Origin of the sequence: Blautia sp. MCC283 (assembly GCF_018785565.1) — a bacterium.
In the GTDB taxonomy this organism is placed as follows: domain Bacteria; phylum Bacillota; class Clostridia; order Lachnospirales; family Lachnospiraceae; genus Blautia_A.
In genome coordinates, this window is the sequence record NZ_WQQB01000003.1 from 1 (window position 1) to 15,856 (window position 15,856).

Annotated in this window: 12 protein-coding genes and 1 pseudogene; 3 read left to right on the forward strand and 10 right to left on the reverse strand. The window is 44.7% G+C overall.

From position 1 onward, the window contains the following. Nucleotides 1–193: 193 nt before the first annotated feature. The gene (locus GPK81_RS00680; protein WP_178688190.1) at nt 194–1,273 is read left to right on the forward strand and encodes an NAD(P)H-dependent flavin oxidoreductase; all 1,080 of its coding nucleotides are present in this window, start codon (nt 194–196) and stop codon (nt 1,271–1,273) included. Nucleotides 1,274–1,360: 87 nt separating this feature from the next. Here the strand turns inward: GPK81_RS00680 and queF are convergent, their stop codons facing one another. The 9 genes from queF to GPK81_RS00725 all read right to left on the reverse strand — a co-directional run bounded on the left by queF (nt 1,361) and on the right by GPK81_RS00725 (nt 10,990). After that, entirely contained in the window at nt 1,361–1,855 is a 495-nt protein-coding gene (queF, locus tag GPK81_RS00685; RefSeq protein ID WP_021652909.1) for a preQ(1) synthase, read from the reverse strand. A 43-nt stretch (nt 1,856–1,898) separates the two neighbouring features. Continuing rightward, entirely contained in the window at nt 1,899–2,615 is a 717-nt protein-coding gene (queC, locus tag GPK81_RS00690) for a 7-cyano-7-deazaguanine synthase QueC (protein WP_256164017.1), read from the reverse strand. Between the two features lie 19 nt (nt 2,616–2,634). Further along, complete coding sequence (gene queE / locus GPK81_RS00695) at nt 2,635–3,303, reverse strand: putative 7-carboxy-7-deazaguanine synthase QueE (RefSeq protein ID WP_215706365.1); 669 nt, start codon at nt 3,301–3,303, stop codon at nt 2,635–2,637. Next, nucleotides 3,300–3,749, reverse strand: coding sequence for a 6-carboxytetrahydropterin synthase QueD (queD, locus tag GPK81_RS00700; protein WP_021976186.1), 450 nt, complete (start codon nt 3,747–3,749; stop codon nt 3,300–3,302). Before queD ends, queE begins: the two co-directional genes overlap by 4 nt. Nucleotides 3,750–4,087: 338 nt before the next feature. Continuing rightward, complete coding sequence (locus GPK81_RS00705) at nt 4,088–5,743, reverse strand: YecA family protein (protein WP_118170138.1); 1,656 nt, start codon at nt 5,741–5,743, stop codon at nt 4,088–4,090. A 122-nt stretch (nt 5,744–5,865) separates the two neighbouring features. Next, entirely contained in the window at nt 5,866–7,389 is a 1,524-nt protein-coding gene (locus GPK81_RS00710) for a glycoside hydrolase family 32 protein (RefSeq protein WP_021976188.1), read from the reverse strand. A gap of 52 nt (nt 7,390–7,441) precedes the next feature. Then, nucleotides 7,442–9,073 (reverse strand): ABC transporter substrate-binding protein, encoded by a 1,632-nt coding sequence (locus GPK81_RS00715; RefSeq protein ID WP_370817453.1) that lies wholly within the window; start codon nt 9,071–9,073, stop codon nt 7,442–7,444. A 70-nt stretch (nt 9,074–9,143) separates the two neighbouring features. After that, nucleotides 9,144–10,040 carry a carbohydrate ABC transporter permease gene (locus tag GPK81_RS00720; RefSeq protein WP_015526648.1) on the reverse strand — a complete coding sequence of 299 codons (897 nt, stop codon included), beginning with the start codon at nt 10,038–10,040 and terminating at the stop codon, nt 9,144–9,146. An 11-nt stretch (nt 10,041–10,051) separates the two neighbouring features. Further along, complete coding sequence (locus tag GPK81_RS00725) at nt 10,052–10,990, reverse strand: ABC transporter permease (RefSeq protein WP_015526649.1); 939 nt, start codon at nt 10,988–10,990, stop codon at nt 10,052–10,054. Between the two features lie 296 nt (nt 10,991–11,286). Here GPK81_RS00725 and GPK81_RS00730 point away from each other — a divergent pair, with 296 nt between their 5' ends. After that, nucleotides 11,287–12,315 (forward strand): LacI family DNA-binding transcriptional regulator, encoded by a 1,029-nt coding sequence (locus tag GPK81_RS00730; protein ID WP_015526650.1) that lies wholly within the window; start codon nt 11,287–11,289, stop codon nt 12,313–12,315. Between the two features lie 161 nt (nt 12,316–12,476). After that, complete coding sequence (locus GPK81_RS00735) at nt 12,477–14,312, forward strand: amylosucrase (RefSeq protein WP_215706366.1); 1,836 nt, start codon at nt 12,477–12,479, stop codon at nt 14,310–14,312. A gap of 296 nt (nt 14,313–14,608) precedes the next feature. Here the strand turns inward: GPK81_RS00735 and GPK81_RS00740 are convergent. Further along, nucleotides 14,609–15,763: pseudogene (locus GPK81_RS00740) on the reverse strand (FprA family A-type flavoprotein); the annotation flags it as partial. Nucleotides 15,764–15,856: the final 93 nt, after the last annotated feature.

Consider the following 15,856-nt stretch of genomic DNA (forward strand, 5'->3'; position numbering starts at 1 on the left):
ATTTAGAAGAGCTTTTAGAAGCTTAAAAAGTAGAAAAAAATAGAATTTGCAGTTGCTAACCATTCATGCGTTTGTCGTGAACCTTCCTACATATACATTGACAAATTTCCCTGTTATGATATACTTTGATGATAAAACTATTTTATATTAAAATCATTTAAAGAACGCAAATGAATGTGAGGATCTGATCATTATGAAGAATTTTAAAATCGGTGATAAACTTACGAAATTTCCCCTGATCCAGGGTGGAATGGGCGTTGGCATCAGCCTTGGCCGTCTGGCAGGCACCGTTGCAAAGGAAGGCGGGATCGGAATCATTTCCACCGCTCAGATCGGCTACCGGGAAAAGGATTTCGACCGGAATACCGAAGAAGCCAACCAGCGGGCTATCCTGTCCGAGATGAAAAAAGCACGCAGGATTTCTCCTGACGGTATCATCGGCTACAACATCATGGTTGCACTGAAGGAGTACGCATCTCATGTAAAAGCCGCTGTCCATGCCGGCGCTGACCTGATCATCTCCGGTGCAGGACTTCCTACAGAGCTCCCTGCTCTTGTCAGCGGAAGCAAAACAAAGATTGCCCCCATCGTCTCAACGGACAAATCTGCAAAGGTTATCCTGAAATACTGGGAAAGAAAGTACAAGCGCACTGCAGACCTTGTGGTGATCGAAGGTCCCCAGGCAGGCGGTCATCTGGGCTTCCACAAGGAAGAGCTGGATTCCTATACACCGGAAGCCTACGACAATGAGATCCGAAAGATCGTCCAGACTGTAAAAAGCTATGCCGCAAAATTCGGCACGGAAATCCCTGTAGTAGCTGCCGGCGGCATCGCCACGCACGAGGATGTAAAGCATGTCCTTGATCTTGGTGTGGACGGCGTTCAGGTCGCCACCCGTTTTATCCCAACGGAAGAATGTGACGCAGACATCCGGCTGAAAGAATCCCTGATCCACGCCGCAAAGGACGACATTGCCATTGTAAAAAGTCCGGTAGGTATGCCGGGACGTGCCATTATGAATCCCTTCATGCAGCACGTCATGGCCGGAGAAAAGATCCCGCACAGTCCCTGCCACCGCTGCCTTGCCAAATGTTCTCCCGGCGAGATCCCTTACTGCATTACAGACAAGCTGATCGCCGCCGTAAAGGGCGACGTGGAAAACGGCCTGCTGTTCTGCGGAGCAAAGGCCTATATGGCAGATAAGATCGAAACCGTGCACGATGTGATCGCTGATCTGTTTGGCACAGAATCGGAGTGCATCCGGCTGTCATAAAGATAAACCTGCGCGGTCAGGCACACCTAAACAAAAAGCCCCTGCTTTCATTGCTTTTCGCAGTGAAAACAGGGACTTTTTGTTTTTCTACCGGTTATCGATCTTTTCAGGGTACATGTCATGCTCTGTCAGACGTTTCCAGGCAATCTCCTCCCATCTGGTTCCGGTCTTTCCGTAATTGCAGTATGGATCAATGGAAATGCCGCCTCTCGGCGTAAATTTTCCCCAGACCTCAATGTATTTCGGGTCCATAAGCCGGATCAGATCCTTCATAATGATGTTCACGCAATCCTCATGAAAATCTCCGTGATTGCGGAAGCTGAAAAGGTACAGCTTCAGAGATTTGCTCTCCACCATTTTTTCACCGGGTACGTAGGATATCGTGATCGTCGCAAAATCCGGCTGTCCGGTAATGGGACAAAGGCTTGTAAATTCCGGGCAGTTAAATTTTACAAAGTAATCGTTGTCCGGGTGCTTGTTCAAAAATGTTTCCAGTACCTCCGGAGCATAATTGTCCGGATATTTTACTTTCTGATTTCCGAGAAGGGTGATCCCTTCTTTTTCCAGGTTTTCTCTGCTCATATTTTTTTCCTTTCTATGGTCAGGCGGATATTTATGATCCGATCTATCTGTCAAGTGCCGGGTCCTTCACTCCATTGAGACGGAATGCCTCTGCTCTGTCAATACAGGTTCCGCACACACCGCAGGGCTTTTCGCCGCCTTCGTAACAGCTCCAGGTCAGTTCATAAGGAACATTCAGCTCCAGGCCGGTTTTTACGACCTCTGCCTTTGTGCAGCTGACAAAAGGCGCCTCAACCTTCAGCTGGCCGCCGCTTCCCTGATAGATCGCCTCGTTGATCGCATTGTGAAACGCACTGCTGCAGTCCGGATATGCATTTCCGGCTGCATCATCCGCATGTGCTCCGTAATAGATCACACTGCAGTTTTTTGACAGCGCAATACTTGCTGCCGAGGAAAGAAATAATCCGTTCCGGAACGGCACATAGGTTGAAACCGGTGAGCCATCGGTTTCCTTCAGCTGCTCTGCATAGCTTTCGTGCGGGATCTCTCTGTCTGAATGCTTCAGCAGCGAGCAGTCACTGTACCGGAAGATCGGCTCCAGATCCAGATAAAGATGCTCCACTCCGTAATATTCTGCTGTTTTTCTGGCAGCCTCAATTTCTTTTGTGTGCTTCTGTCCGTAAGCTACTGTTAATGCAATTACATTCTCTTTTCCATATTTGTTTACGGCAAGCCCCAGGCAGGTGGTGGAATCCACACCGCCGCTTGCAAGTACAAGTGCTTTCATAGCGTTCTCCTTTTCTGCGGTATTTCTTGTTATATTGTGATATGTTTTCCTGTCATACTCCCCGTTTCTGCGGGTCCCAGATCACCTTATGAAGCTGGATCTGAAGCTTTACATCGTTGAGCTTTTTTTCCATAAGGAAATCCACGATCTCCACCGGCTGGATCCTGCCGAAAACAGGGCTGAAATAAACTGCCGTTTTTCCGACCAGCCTGTACTTTTCCAGGATTTCCAGAGCTTTTTCCATATCTCTGCGGCTGCTGACCACGAATTTCAGCGTATCCTCACTGCCCAGAAGCTCCAGATTGGAAAGGAGCATCTCTTTTTCCATGACGCTGTCCGGTGTTTTATAATCCATGGTAAAGGACGGACGTTTTTTTAATATATGATAAGGCTTCAGATCTACGCTTCCATTGGTCTCAATCTCCACCCGCTGGGATGGATCCTCCAGGATTGCCTCGATCAGCTCCTCCATGCCTTTCCGTAAAAGTGGTTCCCCGCCTGTAAGTGTCACATTTTTTACGCCTGTTTCACGGATCCAGGAAAGGATCTCTTCTTCTGTCAGCCTTTCACTCTCACATCCCGGCTCATTTGCCCAGCTGGTATCACAATAGCTGCACTGAAGATTGCAGCCCTTAAACCGGATAAAAGCGGCAAGCTCTCCTGCCCGTCTGCCCTCTCCGTTGATGCTGACAAATTTCTCTACAACCTGATAGGTACTCATAGCCATACCGCCTCCGTTTCTTCTTCCGTTTCCCGGTAAGCTGCACAGTTATTTGGTGTTTCGTAAACAACAGCTCTTTTTACAGGATAGCCCTTTTCTTCCATTTTCCTGAAAAAATACTCTGAAAAATTCTCTGCTGTAGGGCGAAAGGGAACCTTCACCAGATGAAAGCCTTCTTCATCCAGTGCTTCCAGGGTTTTCGGACGTAATGTATTTTCTTCATAGATCAGCGTGTGATCCATGGAATCTGCCAGCTCCCGAAGATCCTTTTTCAGATCTCCGAAGTCTACCAGCATCCCTCGCCCCTGGCCGTTTTTCTCCAGCTTCCGGCTTTCGATCTCAATCTCCACATGCCAGCGATGGCCATGGATATTGGAACATTTGCCGGTGTAACCGGACAGAAAGTGTGCCGAATCGAAATCTGCTTCTGTTTTTAACTGATACATAAATTTTTCCTCCTTCTGGATCTGTCACACCACCCGAATATTTCCATAAATAAAAAAAACCGGGATTCCCGGCCTTGATCCAGTTAAAGTAAAAAAAGGGCAGACCCGCCACGAGTCTGCCCTGATTCTCACATCTTCTTCAGCCCTGGTTTTATTTATAGACAGGATGGTACAAACGAACTGTCTTATATTAATTTGTATGGTATTTCCGGAGATACTGCATCAAACGATAAATCGAACCAGATCATCCGCGTTCGCTGCTCACTCATGAGCGCAGTCGCTCCGCAACGATCTATGGGAACTTTCAACTCCGGAATTACGGTAAATTTTCTGCAGAATTATCTTCTTCCGCAGCACTTCTTATATTTCTTACCGCTTCCGCACGGACACGGATCGTTGGGATAGATTTTTCTTGCAGATGCCGGCTGCATCGGCATTGCTGTCGGCACAAAGCTGTTCGGCATTGCAGTGTGCGGCTTGCCTGTGGCAAACGGCCATACTGCTCCTGAAATCTCATTCGGTGTGTAACCGCGGAATTCCAGCATTCTTGTGTTATTGTTTGCCTCCATGATCAGCTTTGTAAATTTCTCAAGCTGCTCATCGTTAAACTGGATCCCCTTCTGGTTCAGGTTTTCCATGATTGCTGACATTCTGCCATCCATGGAGCATTCTTTGTAAATAAAGAACAGTACCTGATCCTTCACTGCATCGGAAACCTTTATCTCATCCAGCAGGAATCTGCCCAGTCTCTGGTAAGAAGCAGATTTTGTTGGATACCCGTTTTCGGAATAATCCAGGATCTCATCTACAGACGGAATATAGAATTTCCGTCCACCCTGACGTCTCTCGATATCCTTGTAGATGTTATTGACCAGTGCGGATTTCAGAATCAGCTGATCCTCCGCAAGCTCACAGATACAGGCCTTCTCCGGAATGGTATGATACAGCTCGATGAAGCTGTCATATCCGATGTCAAAACCTTTTCTCTGCTTAAACATCTCATATACGGTCTTTGCCGGTGCAGATACATACAGATAGCTTACCATAATAAGGCAATCCTTCAGCCAGTTTACTTGGCTGCGAAGTGTCTGGAACTCCGGTGTATTGATCTGATCGTAAACAGCTGCAACCTCTGCCGGAACTTCTGCGTAATCATCACTGTAGGAAACAAGGTAGCCCATATCGTTCAGCCATTCTAATGTATTCCACTCATCCTCTGTAACATGGAAGCATTTTCTCTGAATAGCCGCCTCAAAAGCCAGTACCTCCTGATCGTCTGCTACGAGGAAGCTTGCTTTCATAACCTCCGGTTTAAGAACCTCTGCGGCAACCTTTGCGGCGATCTCTTCCTGATCCATTCCCTTGCAGTGAAGTCCAAGCTCACCTGCAATGCTGAGAAGGTCTTCTTTACGATAGGACATGAGGAAATCTTTTACTGTAGGATTTCTTCTGCTACCTGTGGCTGCCTCATCTGCTTTTGCAGCTCTGGCTGCTGCCTCTACTGCCGCTACTGTTGCAGCAATGTCTTCAGATGCTTTGGCTGTTTCCACCTCAGTTTCAACTGCTGCAGTGCATCCCAGCTCTGGTGCCTCTGTCCAGTACGGATCATCCTCACCCTTTACTTCTTTTACAATAGAAGGAGCTTCTGCTGTTCCCTCGTCTTTCTTCTCAATATCAACTCTGTATTCCGGAGCTTCCTTATCCGCACCATACTGACGGAAGGTAAACCATTTCTCAGAATCCATAAGCTCTGCAGTCTCTGTCTCGCCTGCATTTAATAATGTGAAATTATTCTTCACTTCTCCGTCACCGTTCTCACGGATCTGTACTTTTTTCTGAAAAAATTCAATCTCATATAGGCTGCCTGCCGGATACTGAACCAGTTTTTCAAGCATGGCTGCCATATTTGCAAATGTAACGTCAGCCGCAACAGTACAACGTCTCCATACCGGCGGTTTCGTTCCTTTTCTTGTGATTTTTAACTGATAAAACATTCCTGTGTTCCTCTCCTGTAAATATATGCCGGATCAGGAGATACGAATAACTCCTGATCCGGCGTAAGCAACTTCCCCTATGTTATACAAAAATAGAGAAATTGTCAATATTTGAGAGGCTTCTACAACACAATATCATATTTCTCAACCTGGATCACAGCATTTCCGTCACTGTGAAACAGGATCTCATCTGCTTCCACTGGTGTTGGGATCACGGTAGTCGCAGTTTTGCTTCCATCATTGATAAAAAGCTCTATGGAGCTTCGATCCAGGATAAAACGCAGCTTCAGATTTTGTCTGTCATCTGTGATCTGGAGCTTTCTTGTACATACAACATCACGCTGCACCCCGCTCCAGGTTCTGTCGATTTCCAGTATCTGTCTTTTTCGATCATAGGTAAAGACCGTTGTATATTCTTCATTGCGTGCAAGCTCGATCCGGAACTCATTGTACACATCCAATGCTTCCTGATTTGGATTTCCGGAGTTCCTGCTTCCATCCATGATGCCATCTGCGTTCTGCAGTTCCACAGTCAGATCGATCATTCGGCCACGGACGCCTTCAAGGCTTAAGCTCTCACCCACTTTTACATTCTCATAACAGCAACGGTTTTTCCGATAATTCTCAATTTCTCGGACCGGCTTCTGCCAGATCTTTCCGTCACGATATTCCAGCTCTCTCGGAAGAGTCATCATTCCCTGCCATCTCTGCTTTTCCTTGATCACACAGCTATCCCAGGATTTCATCCAGGCGATCATCACTCTTCTTCCATCTGGAAGAAGGGTTGTCTGCGGCGCATAAAAATCAAGTCCGTAGTCCAGACTTACCGGTGCGTCTTTTTCAAATGTATGTTTTTCGCTGTCATAATCTCCCGTAAAATACAGGGAATTATGTCCATTATGAAACTCATACCCTTTTGCCCGCATATGCTGCGGAGAACAGATCAGCACATGTTTATCCCCGAGCGGAAAGAAATCGGGGCATTCCCACATAACACCGATTTCTCCTGTGGAGTTCTCCGCAAGAATTGTTTCAAATTTCCATTCTTTCAGATCTTTACTGGAAAACAGAACTACCTGTCCAGGAATTTCTTCGCTGCGGCATCCTACGAGCATATAGTATATTCCGTTATCTTCCCATATCTTCGGATCGCGGAAATCAACTCTGCTGCATTTCTCCGGAAGCATATCCCCGGTGACTATCGGATTTTTCTCTGCCTTTACATAATCTTTTCCGTCACCCCAGGCAAGGCACTGATTCTGCCGGACTTCTTCTTTTCCATCAGGCAGCTTTTCTGTTGTAACTCCTGTGTAGATCAAAGCCTGTTTTCCATCCGCTTCAATAGCACTTCCGGAAAAGCATCCCTCTCGATCATATTCCTGATCCGGTGCAAGCGCTGCAGGAAGCTGCTCCCATCTGATCATATCCTCCGTCACACTATGGCCCCAGTGCATAGGGCCCCAGTCACGGCTGTAAGGATGATACTGGTAAAAAAGATGTACCTTTCCTTTAAAAACAGAAAATCCATTGGGATCATTGATCCAGCCAACCGGTGCAGATACATGAAAGGCCGGTTTCTCTTCCTGCGGGATATTTTTTGCTTCCTCTATTTCATAAAGACGTGCTTTTTCAAGTTTTTCACTCATACTCTGCTCTCTCTTTCTTTTTTATGTTTCTGACCGGTATCTTTTTCTGTTTTTATTTCTCTGTCTCACTAAGAGACTTCTGATACTGGTCAAAATATTTCTGTTTGATTGCCAGATAATCAGACAGTCCATACTGCTCCATCTTTTTCAGATAGGAATCCCATTCTTTATCGATGCCGCCATTCAGGATCCAGTCTGCTTTTTTCTGTTCCGCATACTTCTTGATATCTGTGTCGTACTGAGATACCTTATTGGTATCATCAATACTCATAAATACATTCGGATACACATATTTACTGTTCATATCCTTAAGATATGTTTCGTGCATATTGTCGAGACGCCATTTTGCATCTGCCGGCTCTGTTACATATACATCGTAATACTCGTTAAGTATTGCCAACGGTCCGTTTACAGACTGTGCTTCACGAACCTCTACCGGAGATGCATCTCCCAGATCCATATGTTTCAGCATCTGACCACCTTCTGCATTCTCGGACATCTCAAAGATATTAAATGAATCTTTTTCCCCGTAAGTACCCCAGTTATTCTGCGGAGACTGGATCGGTGCATACATCTGATCGATCCATGCTGCTGCCAGTGCCGTATTCCGACAGCTTGTAGTCAGAACGCAGCGTCCTCTGTCAAAGCCACTGGTTTCACTGTTATTCTGTCTTGTGATATTTACAAGACCATCCGGACCGGCCAGCGCCGGGAGCATTACATAATCTTCATTGTTATCAATATTTGCAATATCCCAGGTGAAACACAGACCATATCTGTGGTTCTTACCTTTTGCAACATAAGTTGACCATTCCTGGGTAAAAGCCTCCGGATCCACCAGCTTTTCTTCTACCAACTGATGGAGCCACTGGATACCTTCTTTATAGCCTTCCTGTACAGTTGTATAAATAACGGTTCCATCATCTTTCACTGCAAAATGATCACCGGTGTCACCATATCCTTCTCCGAATCCGTTGATGAGAATTGCAGGATCCTGATCACCATTATTGATGATAAAGGACATCGGGATCACACCACCCTCAATATTGAATTTCTTTTCCAGTTTATCTGCATTGTCGCGGAAAGCGATCAGAACCTGTTCCAGTTCCTCAGTTGTAGTCGGAACGTCCAGCTTCAGATAATCCAGCCATTTTTTATTAATGTAGGGAATATCTCCAATTGCCTGAATGGCTTCTTTCCCCGCACCAAGCTGCTCGATCCATGGGAAAGAATAAATATGTCCGTCCGGTGCTGTACACATTGTTCTGTATTCCGGGTATTTTTCAAATACAGCCTTAAGATTCGGCATGTATTTATCAATGAGATTTTCTACCGGAATAATGATTCCCTGTTTGGCATAACGAAGAAGATCATAATCACTCATCCCTGCGTTAAAAAGTCCATCCGGAAGATTTCCGAACTGTGCCAGCGCCAGATTTTTTTTGTCATCAAACTGATCCGATACAAAACAGGTCCAGTCAATGTGGACATTGGTCTGCTTTTCCAGTCTTTCAAAGATCGTTCTTTCATTAGGTTCCTGTGTAGATGTTGCAGGTGCACTGGTAATAAAAGACAGCTCTGCTTTTTCTTTCAGAGGAAAGGACACATCTTCCACCGGGGTATCCGGATCTGTTTCTGCTTTCATGTGTTCTTTTCCATTTCCACATCCGGCACTGCATACCATTATAATTGCAGAAAGCCCGATTGCCAATAATGCCTTCATTCTTTTTTTCATCATTATCAACCTCCTGTCATCAGCCTTTTACAGAACCAACCATAATGCCCTGGTCAAAATATTTCTGGAAGAATGGATACATGATCAGAAGCGGTAAACTTGATACAATGATCGTAGCATATTTCAGAAGTTCCGCTACCTTTGCCATCTGTGCAGTACTCTGGATATCTGCGATCATTCCTGGCTGCGGTGTATTCTGTACAAGGATGGAACGAAGTACCAGCTGCAATGGCTGCAGTTTCGCATCATTCAAATAAATCATAGCATCAAAATAACTATTCCACATTCCTACAAAGGACCACAGTGCAAGCACTGCGATGATCGGTTTGCATACCGGCATCATAATCTTGAAAAAATGCTCGATTTCCGTGGCACCGTCAATGGCAGATGCCTCTCTGAGTTCCTTGGGGATAGACTGATAATAGGTTCTGGCAAGGATCATATTCCAGACATTAAACGCACCCGGAAGCAGGATTGCCCAGATTGTATTTACCAGATGCAGCTGATTGATCAGGATAAAAGTCGGGATCATTCCTCCACCGAAAAACATGGTAATGAGAAAAATAACATTGAAGAAATTTCTTCCCACAAATTCTTTCTTGGACATTGGATATGCTGCCAGCAGAGTTACCAGAACTGAAATAATGGTAAACACCAGGGAATAAAAAAATGAGTTTGCAAAGCCTCTCCAGATCATATTATTTTCAAGAACTCTGCGGTACGCATCAATCGTCCACTTCCGCACATCAAAGCTGATCCCCTGGCTGTTCAGCACATTCGGATCCATAAAGGATGCGATCACAACATATAAAAGCGGAACCAGAATGGAAAGTACAAATGCACCCAGAAGTACGTATCCGATTCCTAAAATGGCTTTGTCAGATGCCGAATATTTCTTTTTCTTTGCTTTTGCCATAACAGCACCTCCTATAATCCCTCTCCGTCATTCAGTTTCTTGACTACCCAGTTTACAAAGATCAAAAGAATTACATTGATCACTGAATTAAACAGCCCCACTGCTGTAGAATATCCATAGTCTCCATTCAGAAGACCGATTCTGTATACATAAGTAGAAAGAATCTCAGATGCAGGAAGGTTCATATCTGTCTGCAGTGCATATGCTTTTTCAAAACCAATGCTCATAATATTTCCGGCCTGAAGGATAAACTGGATCACAATGATGTTTTTAATAGCCGGAAGCTGTACATACCAGATCTGCTGCAGGATATTTGCTCCATCCACCACTGCCGCCTCTTCCAGATCCTTACTTGCATTGGCAAGTGCTGCAGTATACATAATGGATGCCCATCCGGCTGTCTGCCAGATTCCGCTGGCTATGTAAATGGTACGAAATGCTGCCGGCATAGTCATCCAGTTGGCATCGGAACCGATCAGTTTATTCAGCGGACCTACCGGTGAAAGAAACATACGAACCATACCACAGAGTACGATAACGGAAATAAAATTCGGCGCATAGATCAGAAGCTGAATTTTTTTCCTGATCCCGGCTCTCCGGATCTGATTCAGAAGAAGTGCCAGGATGATCGGAATCGGAAATCCCCACAGCAGTCCGTAAATACTCAGTTTCAAAGTGTTCACAAGATAATTCATAAAATCCGGTGATGCCAGAAATCTCCGGAAGTATTCCAGTCCTACCCATTTGCTTCCAAATACACCATCAATGACATTGTAGTCCTCAAAAGCGATCAGTACGCCACCCATGGGCACGTATTTGAAGATGATCGTCAGAAGAAGTGCAGGCAGCAGAAAAAACACATACAGCTGCCAGTTCTTTTTCACATACTGAAGCTTTTCTGCAGCAGTTCTTTTTCCTGCCGGAACAGCTTTCGCAGAACCTTTTTTCATTCTCTTTTCCTCCCGTTTTTGTTCTTTCGTTCTTGTTTAGTAACCGGTAAAGTAACCGGTTACTTTATAATTTGATACTACTATATGACATAGCTTCTGTCAACCTTTTTTGTTAATTTATTCAAGAAAAGTTACCGGTAACTTAACTGGTTATTTTTTATTGCTATTTAACGTCTGTATTGTTATACTTAATTACATCAATCCAATTATCTTGTACGGTCTGCAGATTTCTCTTATATGATCACATCTGCATTCCGTATCATAACTTTCTGCTGTTAAAAGGAGACTATTTTTTTATGGCTAAAAAACAGGTAACATTTGCCGATATTGCAGAATACACTGGTTTTTCCAAGACTACGATCTCCAGATATTTCAATCATCCGGATTCTCTGACCCTGGAAAATCAGGAAAAGATCGCAAAAGCCCTTGATGAGCTCGGCTACAGAAAAAACAAGCTTGCCAGGGTTCTTGCCAATGGAAAAAGCGAATTTGTAGGGATCATTGTCCCGAACCTTTATCTTCATTATTATTCCGAAATGCTGACACAGCTTCTTCGAAGTTACTCCGATTATCATTACAAATTTCTGGTTTTTGTCAGTGATGGCGGCCCGGAGAAAGAAATGCAGTATCTGGACGAGCTGATGGCTTATAAGATTGAAGGACTTATTGTTCTCAGCCATACTCTTTCCTCTGAAAAACTGGCTTCCTATAATATTCCTGTGATCGCCATTGAACGTGAAGCAGAACATATATGCAGCGTTACAACAGACAATTACATGGGCAGCATGCAGGCTACTTCTCTGCTGATACGTAATCAGTGTGATGTACTAATCCACATCAATGTCCATGTACCTGAGAATATTCCAGCTTATGACCGTATCCGTGCCTTTGAGGAAACATGCCGGGAATATCATGTTCCTTATGAACTGAACCTTAATGTTTCCGGTGATTCCTATCAGGAGCTTTTTGAACAGATGCGTGTGATCTTTCAGGATATTGACAGTAAATATTCCGGTCAGAAAAAAGGCATATTTTTATCCAATGATACTTACGCAAATATATTTCTCAATCTGATCTTCCAGAAATACAACTGTCTGCCGGATGAATATCAGATCATCGGATTCGATAATTCACCCATTGCTGCGGAGTCCATCATCCCGATCACTACTATTGGACAGCAGATTGATGTGATCGCACAGACTACCATGGAACTGCTTGTGGAACAGATGAACGAAATGAAGAAAAGAAAACCGGCACCGCTTCAAAAACCGATCCACAAAAAGATCACTCCTGTTCTGATACGACGGCAGACAACAGGAGACTGAAAATACTTACAACATTTTTCCATATTCCATAACAACCCGTATATTCATGTACTGGAAACTTCATGCTATAATTCTGTGGAAAAATGTCAGATAACCATTACCGCCGGGAAATATTTTACAGGTTTCCCGACATCTATAAATATCTATTCAGGGAGGAAATCATGAAAAAAGATCAGGAAATTTTTCAGGAACGTTTAAACCATCATCACGACGAGCTTCGATGGCTGTACACAGAGCTTTATCACAATGACGATATGTTTGCAGAGCTCTGCGACCAGATGTATCAGTATTTTACAGCACGCCGCCGCGCTCTCAAAAACCGCGACCTGGAAAGAGAAAAAAATCCGGACTGGTTCCGCCAGAAGGATATGCTTGGCATGATGCTCTATATTGACAACTTTGCCGGCAACATTAAAGGAGTTTCCGCAAAACTTCCATATCTGAAAGAATGCAACGTGAACTGTCTTCATCTGATGCCTTTCCTGGATACCCCGAAAGGCCGTTCCGACGGTGGTTACGCAGTTGCGGATTTCCGCAAAGTCCGCCCGGATCTTGGTACCATGGAAGATCTTTCCGCCCTTGCTGACAAATGCCACAAAAACGGAATGAACCTGTGTATGGATTTTGTTATGAACCACACTTCTGAAGATCACGAGTGGGCAAAAAAAGCACGCCAGGGTGACGGAGAATATATGAGCCGTTACTTCTTTTACAACAACCGCGAGATTCCGGACGAATACGAAAAGACCGTACCGCAGGTATTCCCTACCACTGCTCCCGGAAACTTCACCTGGCTTCCGGATATCGGTCATTATGTCATGACTACTTTTTATCCTTATCAGTGGGATCTGAACTACGGAAATCCCCGTGTTTTCAATGAGATGATGTACAACTTCCTCTTCCTTGCAAACCAGGGAATGGATGTGATCCGTATTGACGCGGTTCCGTATATCTGGAAAGAGCTGGGAACTCCTTGCCGTAACCTGAAACAGGTTCACACCATCGTCCGTATGATGCGTATGATCGCTGAGATCGTCTGCCCGAGTGTTGTTCTTCTGGGCGAGGTTGTTATGGAACCGGAAAAAGTTGTTCCGTACTTTGGAACCGTGGAGAAACCGGAATGCCATATGCTTTACAATGTAACAACAATGGCTACAACCTGGAACAGCATTGCCACCCGTGATATCCGCCTTCTGAAAAAACAGATGGATATTGTGAACAGCCTTCCGAAGCAGTATACTTTCCTGAATTATCTCCGCTGCCATGATGACATTGGCTGGGGACTGGATTTCGCCACTCTGAAAGACTGGGGCATGGACGAGCCGGCCCACAAGCGTTACCTCAACGATTTCTTCACAGGAAAACATCCGGGAAGCGACAGCCGCGGAGAGCTTTATAACGATGACCCGGTAACTCAGGATGCCCGTTTCTGCGGAACCACTGCTTCCATGTGTGGAATCGAGGCTGCACTTTTTGAAAAAAATGATGAGAAGCTGGAAAGAGGTATCCGTGAAGATCTGATGCTTCACGCATATATGCTTACTCAGTCCGGAATCCCAATGCTTTACAGTTCCGATGAAGTTGGCCGTCTCAATGATTATTCCTATAAAGATGATCCGGATAAAGCAGCGGATTCCCGCTATATCCACCGCGGTGCTTTCCAGTGGGATCTCGCGAAAAAACGGAAATCAAAAACTTCTGTTGAGGGCCAGATCTTCCAGACACTGAGTCGCATGGAGCAGATCCGCCGCCAGGAATCTGTTTTTGACAAAGACTGCGATGTGTATACATACGATGTTCATGATGACAGCATTCTCTGCATCCTCCGCCAGAAGGGAAATGAACGTTTTATCGGAATTTTCAACTTCAGTGACAGTGAAAAAACTGCATGGATGCAGGAAGAAGAAACCTTCCGTGATCTTATTACCGGACAGACTCTGGAGCTTAAGGATGTGGTGCTTCCGGCTTATGGATTTATGTGGTGTAAGAGAATGTAACTTATTCTGTGGCATGACCCTTTCTCTAATCTCAGGTCAGAATTCAGGATCTGCCGGCAACTACGAAAATATCCTTTTCACGAGCCGCTTAATCTATTGTAGCATCTTCTAAAATTATACAAGCACAGATATTTTTTTCCTGTTGCTCGGTAAATAAAAAAGACGTAACCTTATGGATTGATATATTTCTCTCATTAACAACTCAGTAAATGAAAGGACCTATCAATCCGGGTTCACGTCTTTTTATTATGTTATATCTTCAGTTTCTTCTGCATATGCCTGGCATTCAGAAATTACTTGCAGAGTTCCTCTGCCATCGCATCGATCTCTGCTACATTCTCATCACTAAGAGAAGACATAATCTTCACATTATTCTCAAGCCATGTAATGTTTTTGCTCTTCTCGAACATTCCTTTCATGACTTTAGCTGCGGTAGGTGCCCAGCTTCCGTTCTCGATGAGGCCGATGGTACGGTTCTGGTAATTACGCTCTGTCAGGTTCTCGATGAATGTTCTCATGAACGGGAAAGCCTCTCCGTTATATGTAATGCTGGCCAGTACCAGTTTGCCGTAGCGGAAAGCGTCCTCCACTGCTTCTGCCATATCTTCTCTTGCAAGATCGCAGACAACAACCTTCGGGCAGCCTTTTTCTTCCAGTTTCTGTGCAAGAAGTTCTGCTGCTTTCTTTGTATGGCCATATACGGATGTGTAAGCAATCATTACGCCTTCACTCTCTACCTTGTAGGAAGACCAGATATCGTATTTCTCCAGGTAGTGTCCAAGATTCTCGGTAAGGATCGGTCCATGAAGCGGGCAGATAGTCTGAATATCCAGAGTTGCAGCTGCTTTGAGAAGCTTCTGTACCTGCGGGCCGTATTTTCCAACGATTCCGATATAGTAGCGGCGTGCTTCGCAGTCCCAGTCTTCTTCCACATCAAGAGCTCCGAATTTACCGAATCCATCTGCGGAAAACAGAACTTTGTCTGTGCTGTCATATGTGACCATAACCTCCGGCCAGTGAACCATCGGTGCAAATACAAAAGTAAGGACATGTTTTCCAAGTGTCAGGCTGTCACCGTTGGCTACGATATGTTTCTTTCCTTCCAGGTCCATTCCACGGAAGAAGTTCTCCATCATGGTGAAAGTTTTAGTATTGGCAACAACGGTTGTATCCGGATATGCTTTCATAAAGTTCTCAATATTTGCGGCGTGGTCCGGCTCCATATGCTGAACTACCAGATAATCCGGTTTCGCGCCATCCAGAACTTCTGCTACTTTTCCCAGCCATTCTTCTGTAAAGTTGGTATCTACTGTGTCCATAACTGCGATCTTCTCATCTTTGATCACGTAGGAGTTATAGGACATTCCGTTTGGTACTACGTACTGTCCCTCAAACAGGTCTACCTGATGGTCATTTACACCTACATAATAAATATCATTTCCAATTTTCATTGTTACAGGATCCTCCTTGGTCTGCTGTATTTTATATTTTCAATATTTCTGAAAATACTGTCTCATTGCTATCATTTATTATACCATTGTTCA

Coding starts and splice junctions, on each gene's coding strand:
- GPK81_RS00680 (WP_178688190.1), top strand. CDS start 194: ATGAAGAATTTTAAAATCGGTGATAAACTTACGAAATTTCCCCTGATC.
- queF (WP_021652909.1), bottom strand. CDS start 1,855: ATGAGCAGAGAAAACCTGGAAAAAGAAGGGATCACCCTTCTCGGAAAT.
- queE (WP_215706365.1), bottom strand. CDS start 3,303: ATGAGTACCTATCAGGTTGTAGAGAAATTTGTCAGCATCAACGGAGAG.
- queD (WP_021976186.1), bottom strand. CDS start 3,749: ATGTATCAGTTAAAAACAGAAGCAGATTTCGATTCGGCACACTTTCTG.
- GPK81_RS00705 (WP_118170138.1), bottom strand. CDS start 5,743: ATGTTTTATCAGTTAAAAATCACAAGAAAAGGAACGAAACCGCCGGTA.
- GPK81_RS00710 (WP_021976188.1), bottom strand. CDS start 7,389: ATGAGTGAAAAACTTGAAAAAGCACGTCTTTATGAAATAGAGGAAGCA.
- GPK81_RS00715 (WP_370817453.1), bottom strand. CDS start 9,073: ATGGTATGCAGTGCCGGATGTGGAAATGGAAAAGAACACATGAAAGCA.
- GPK81_RS00720 (WP_015526648.1), bottom strand. CDS start 10,040: ATGGCAAAAGCAAAGAAAAAGAAATATTCGGCATCTGACAAAGCCATT.
- GPK81_RS00725 (WP_015526649.1), bottom strand. CDS start 10,990: ATGAAAAAAGGTTCTGCGAAAGCTGTTCCGGCAGGAAAAAGAACTGCT.
- GPK81_RS00730 (WP_015526650.1), top strand. CDS start 11,287: ATGGCTAAAAAACAGGTAACATTTGCCGATATTGCAGAATACACTGGT.
- GPK81_RS00735 (WP_215706366.1), top strand. CDS start 12,477: ATGAAAAAAGATCAGGAAATTTTTCAGGAACGTTTAAACCATCATCAC.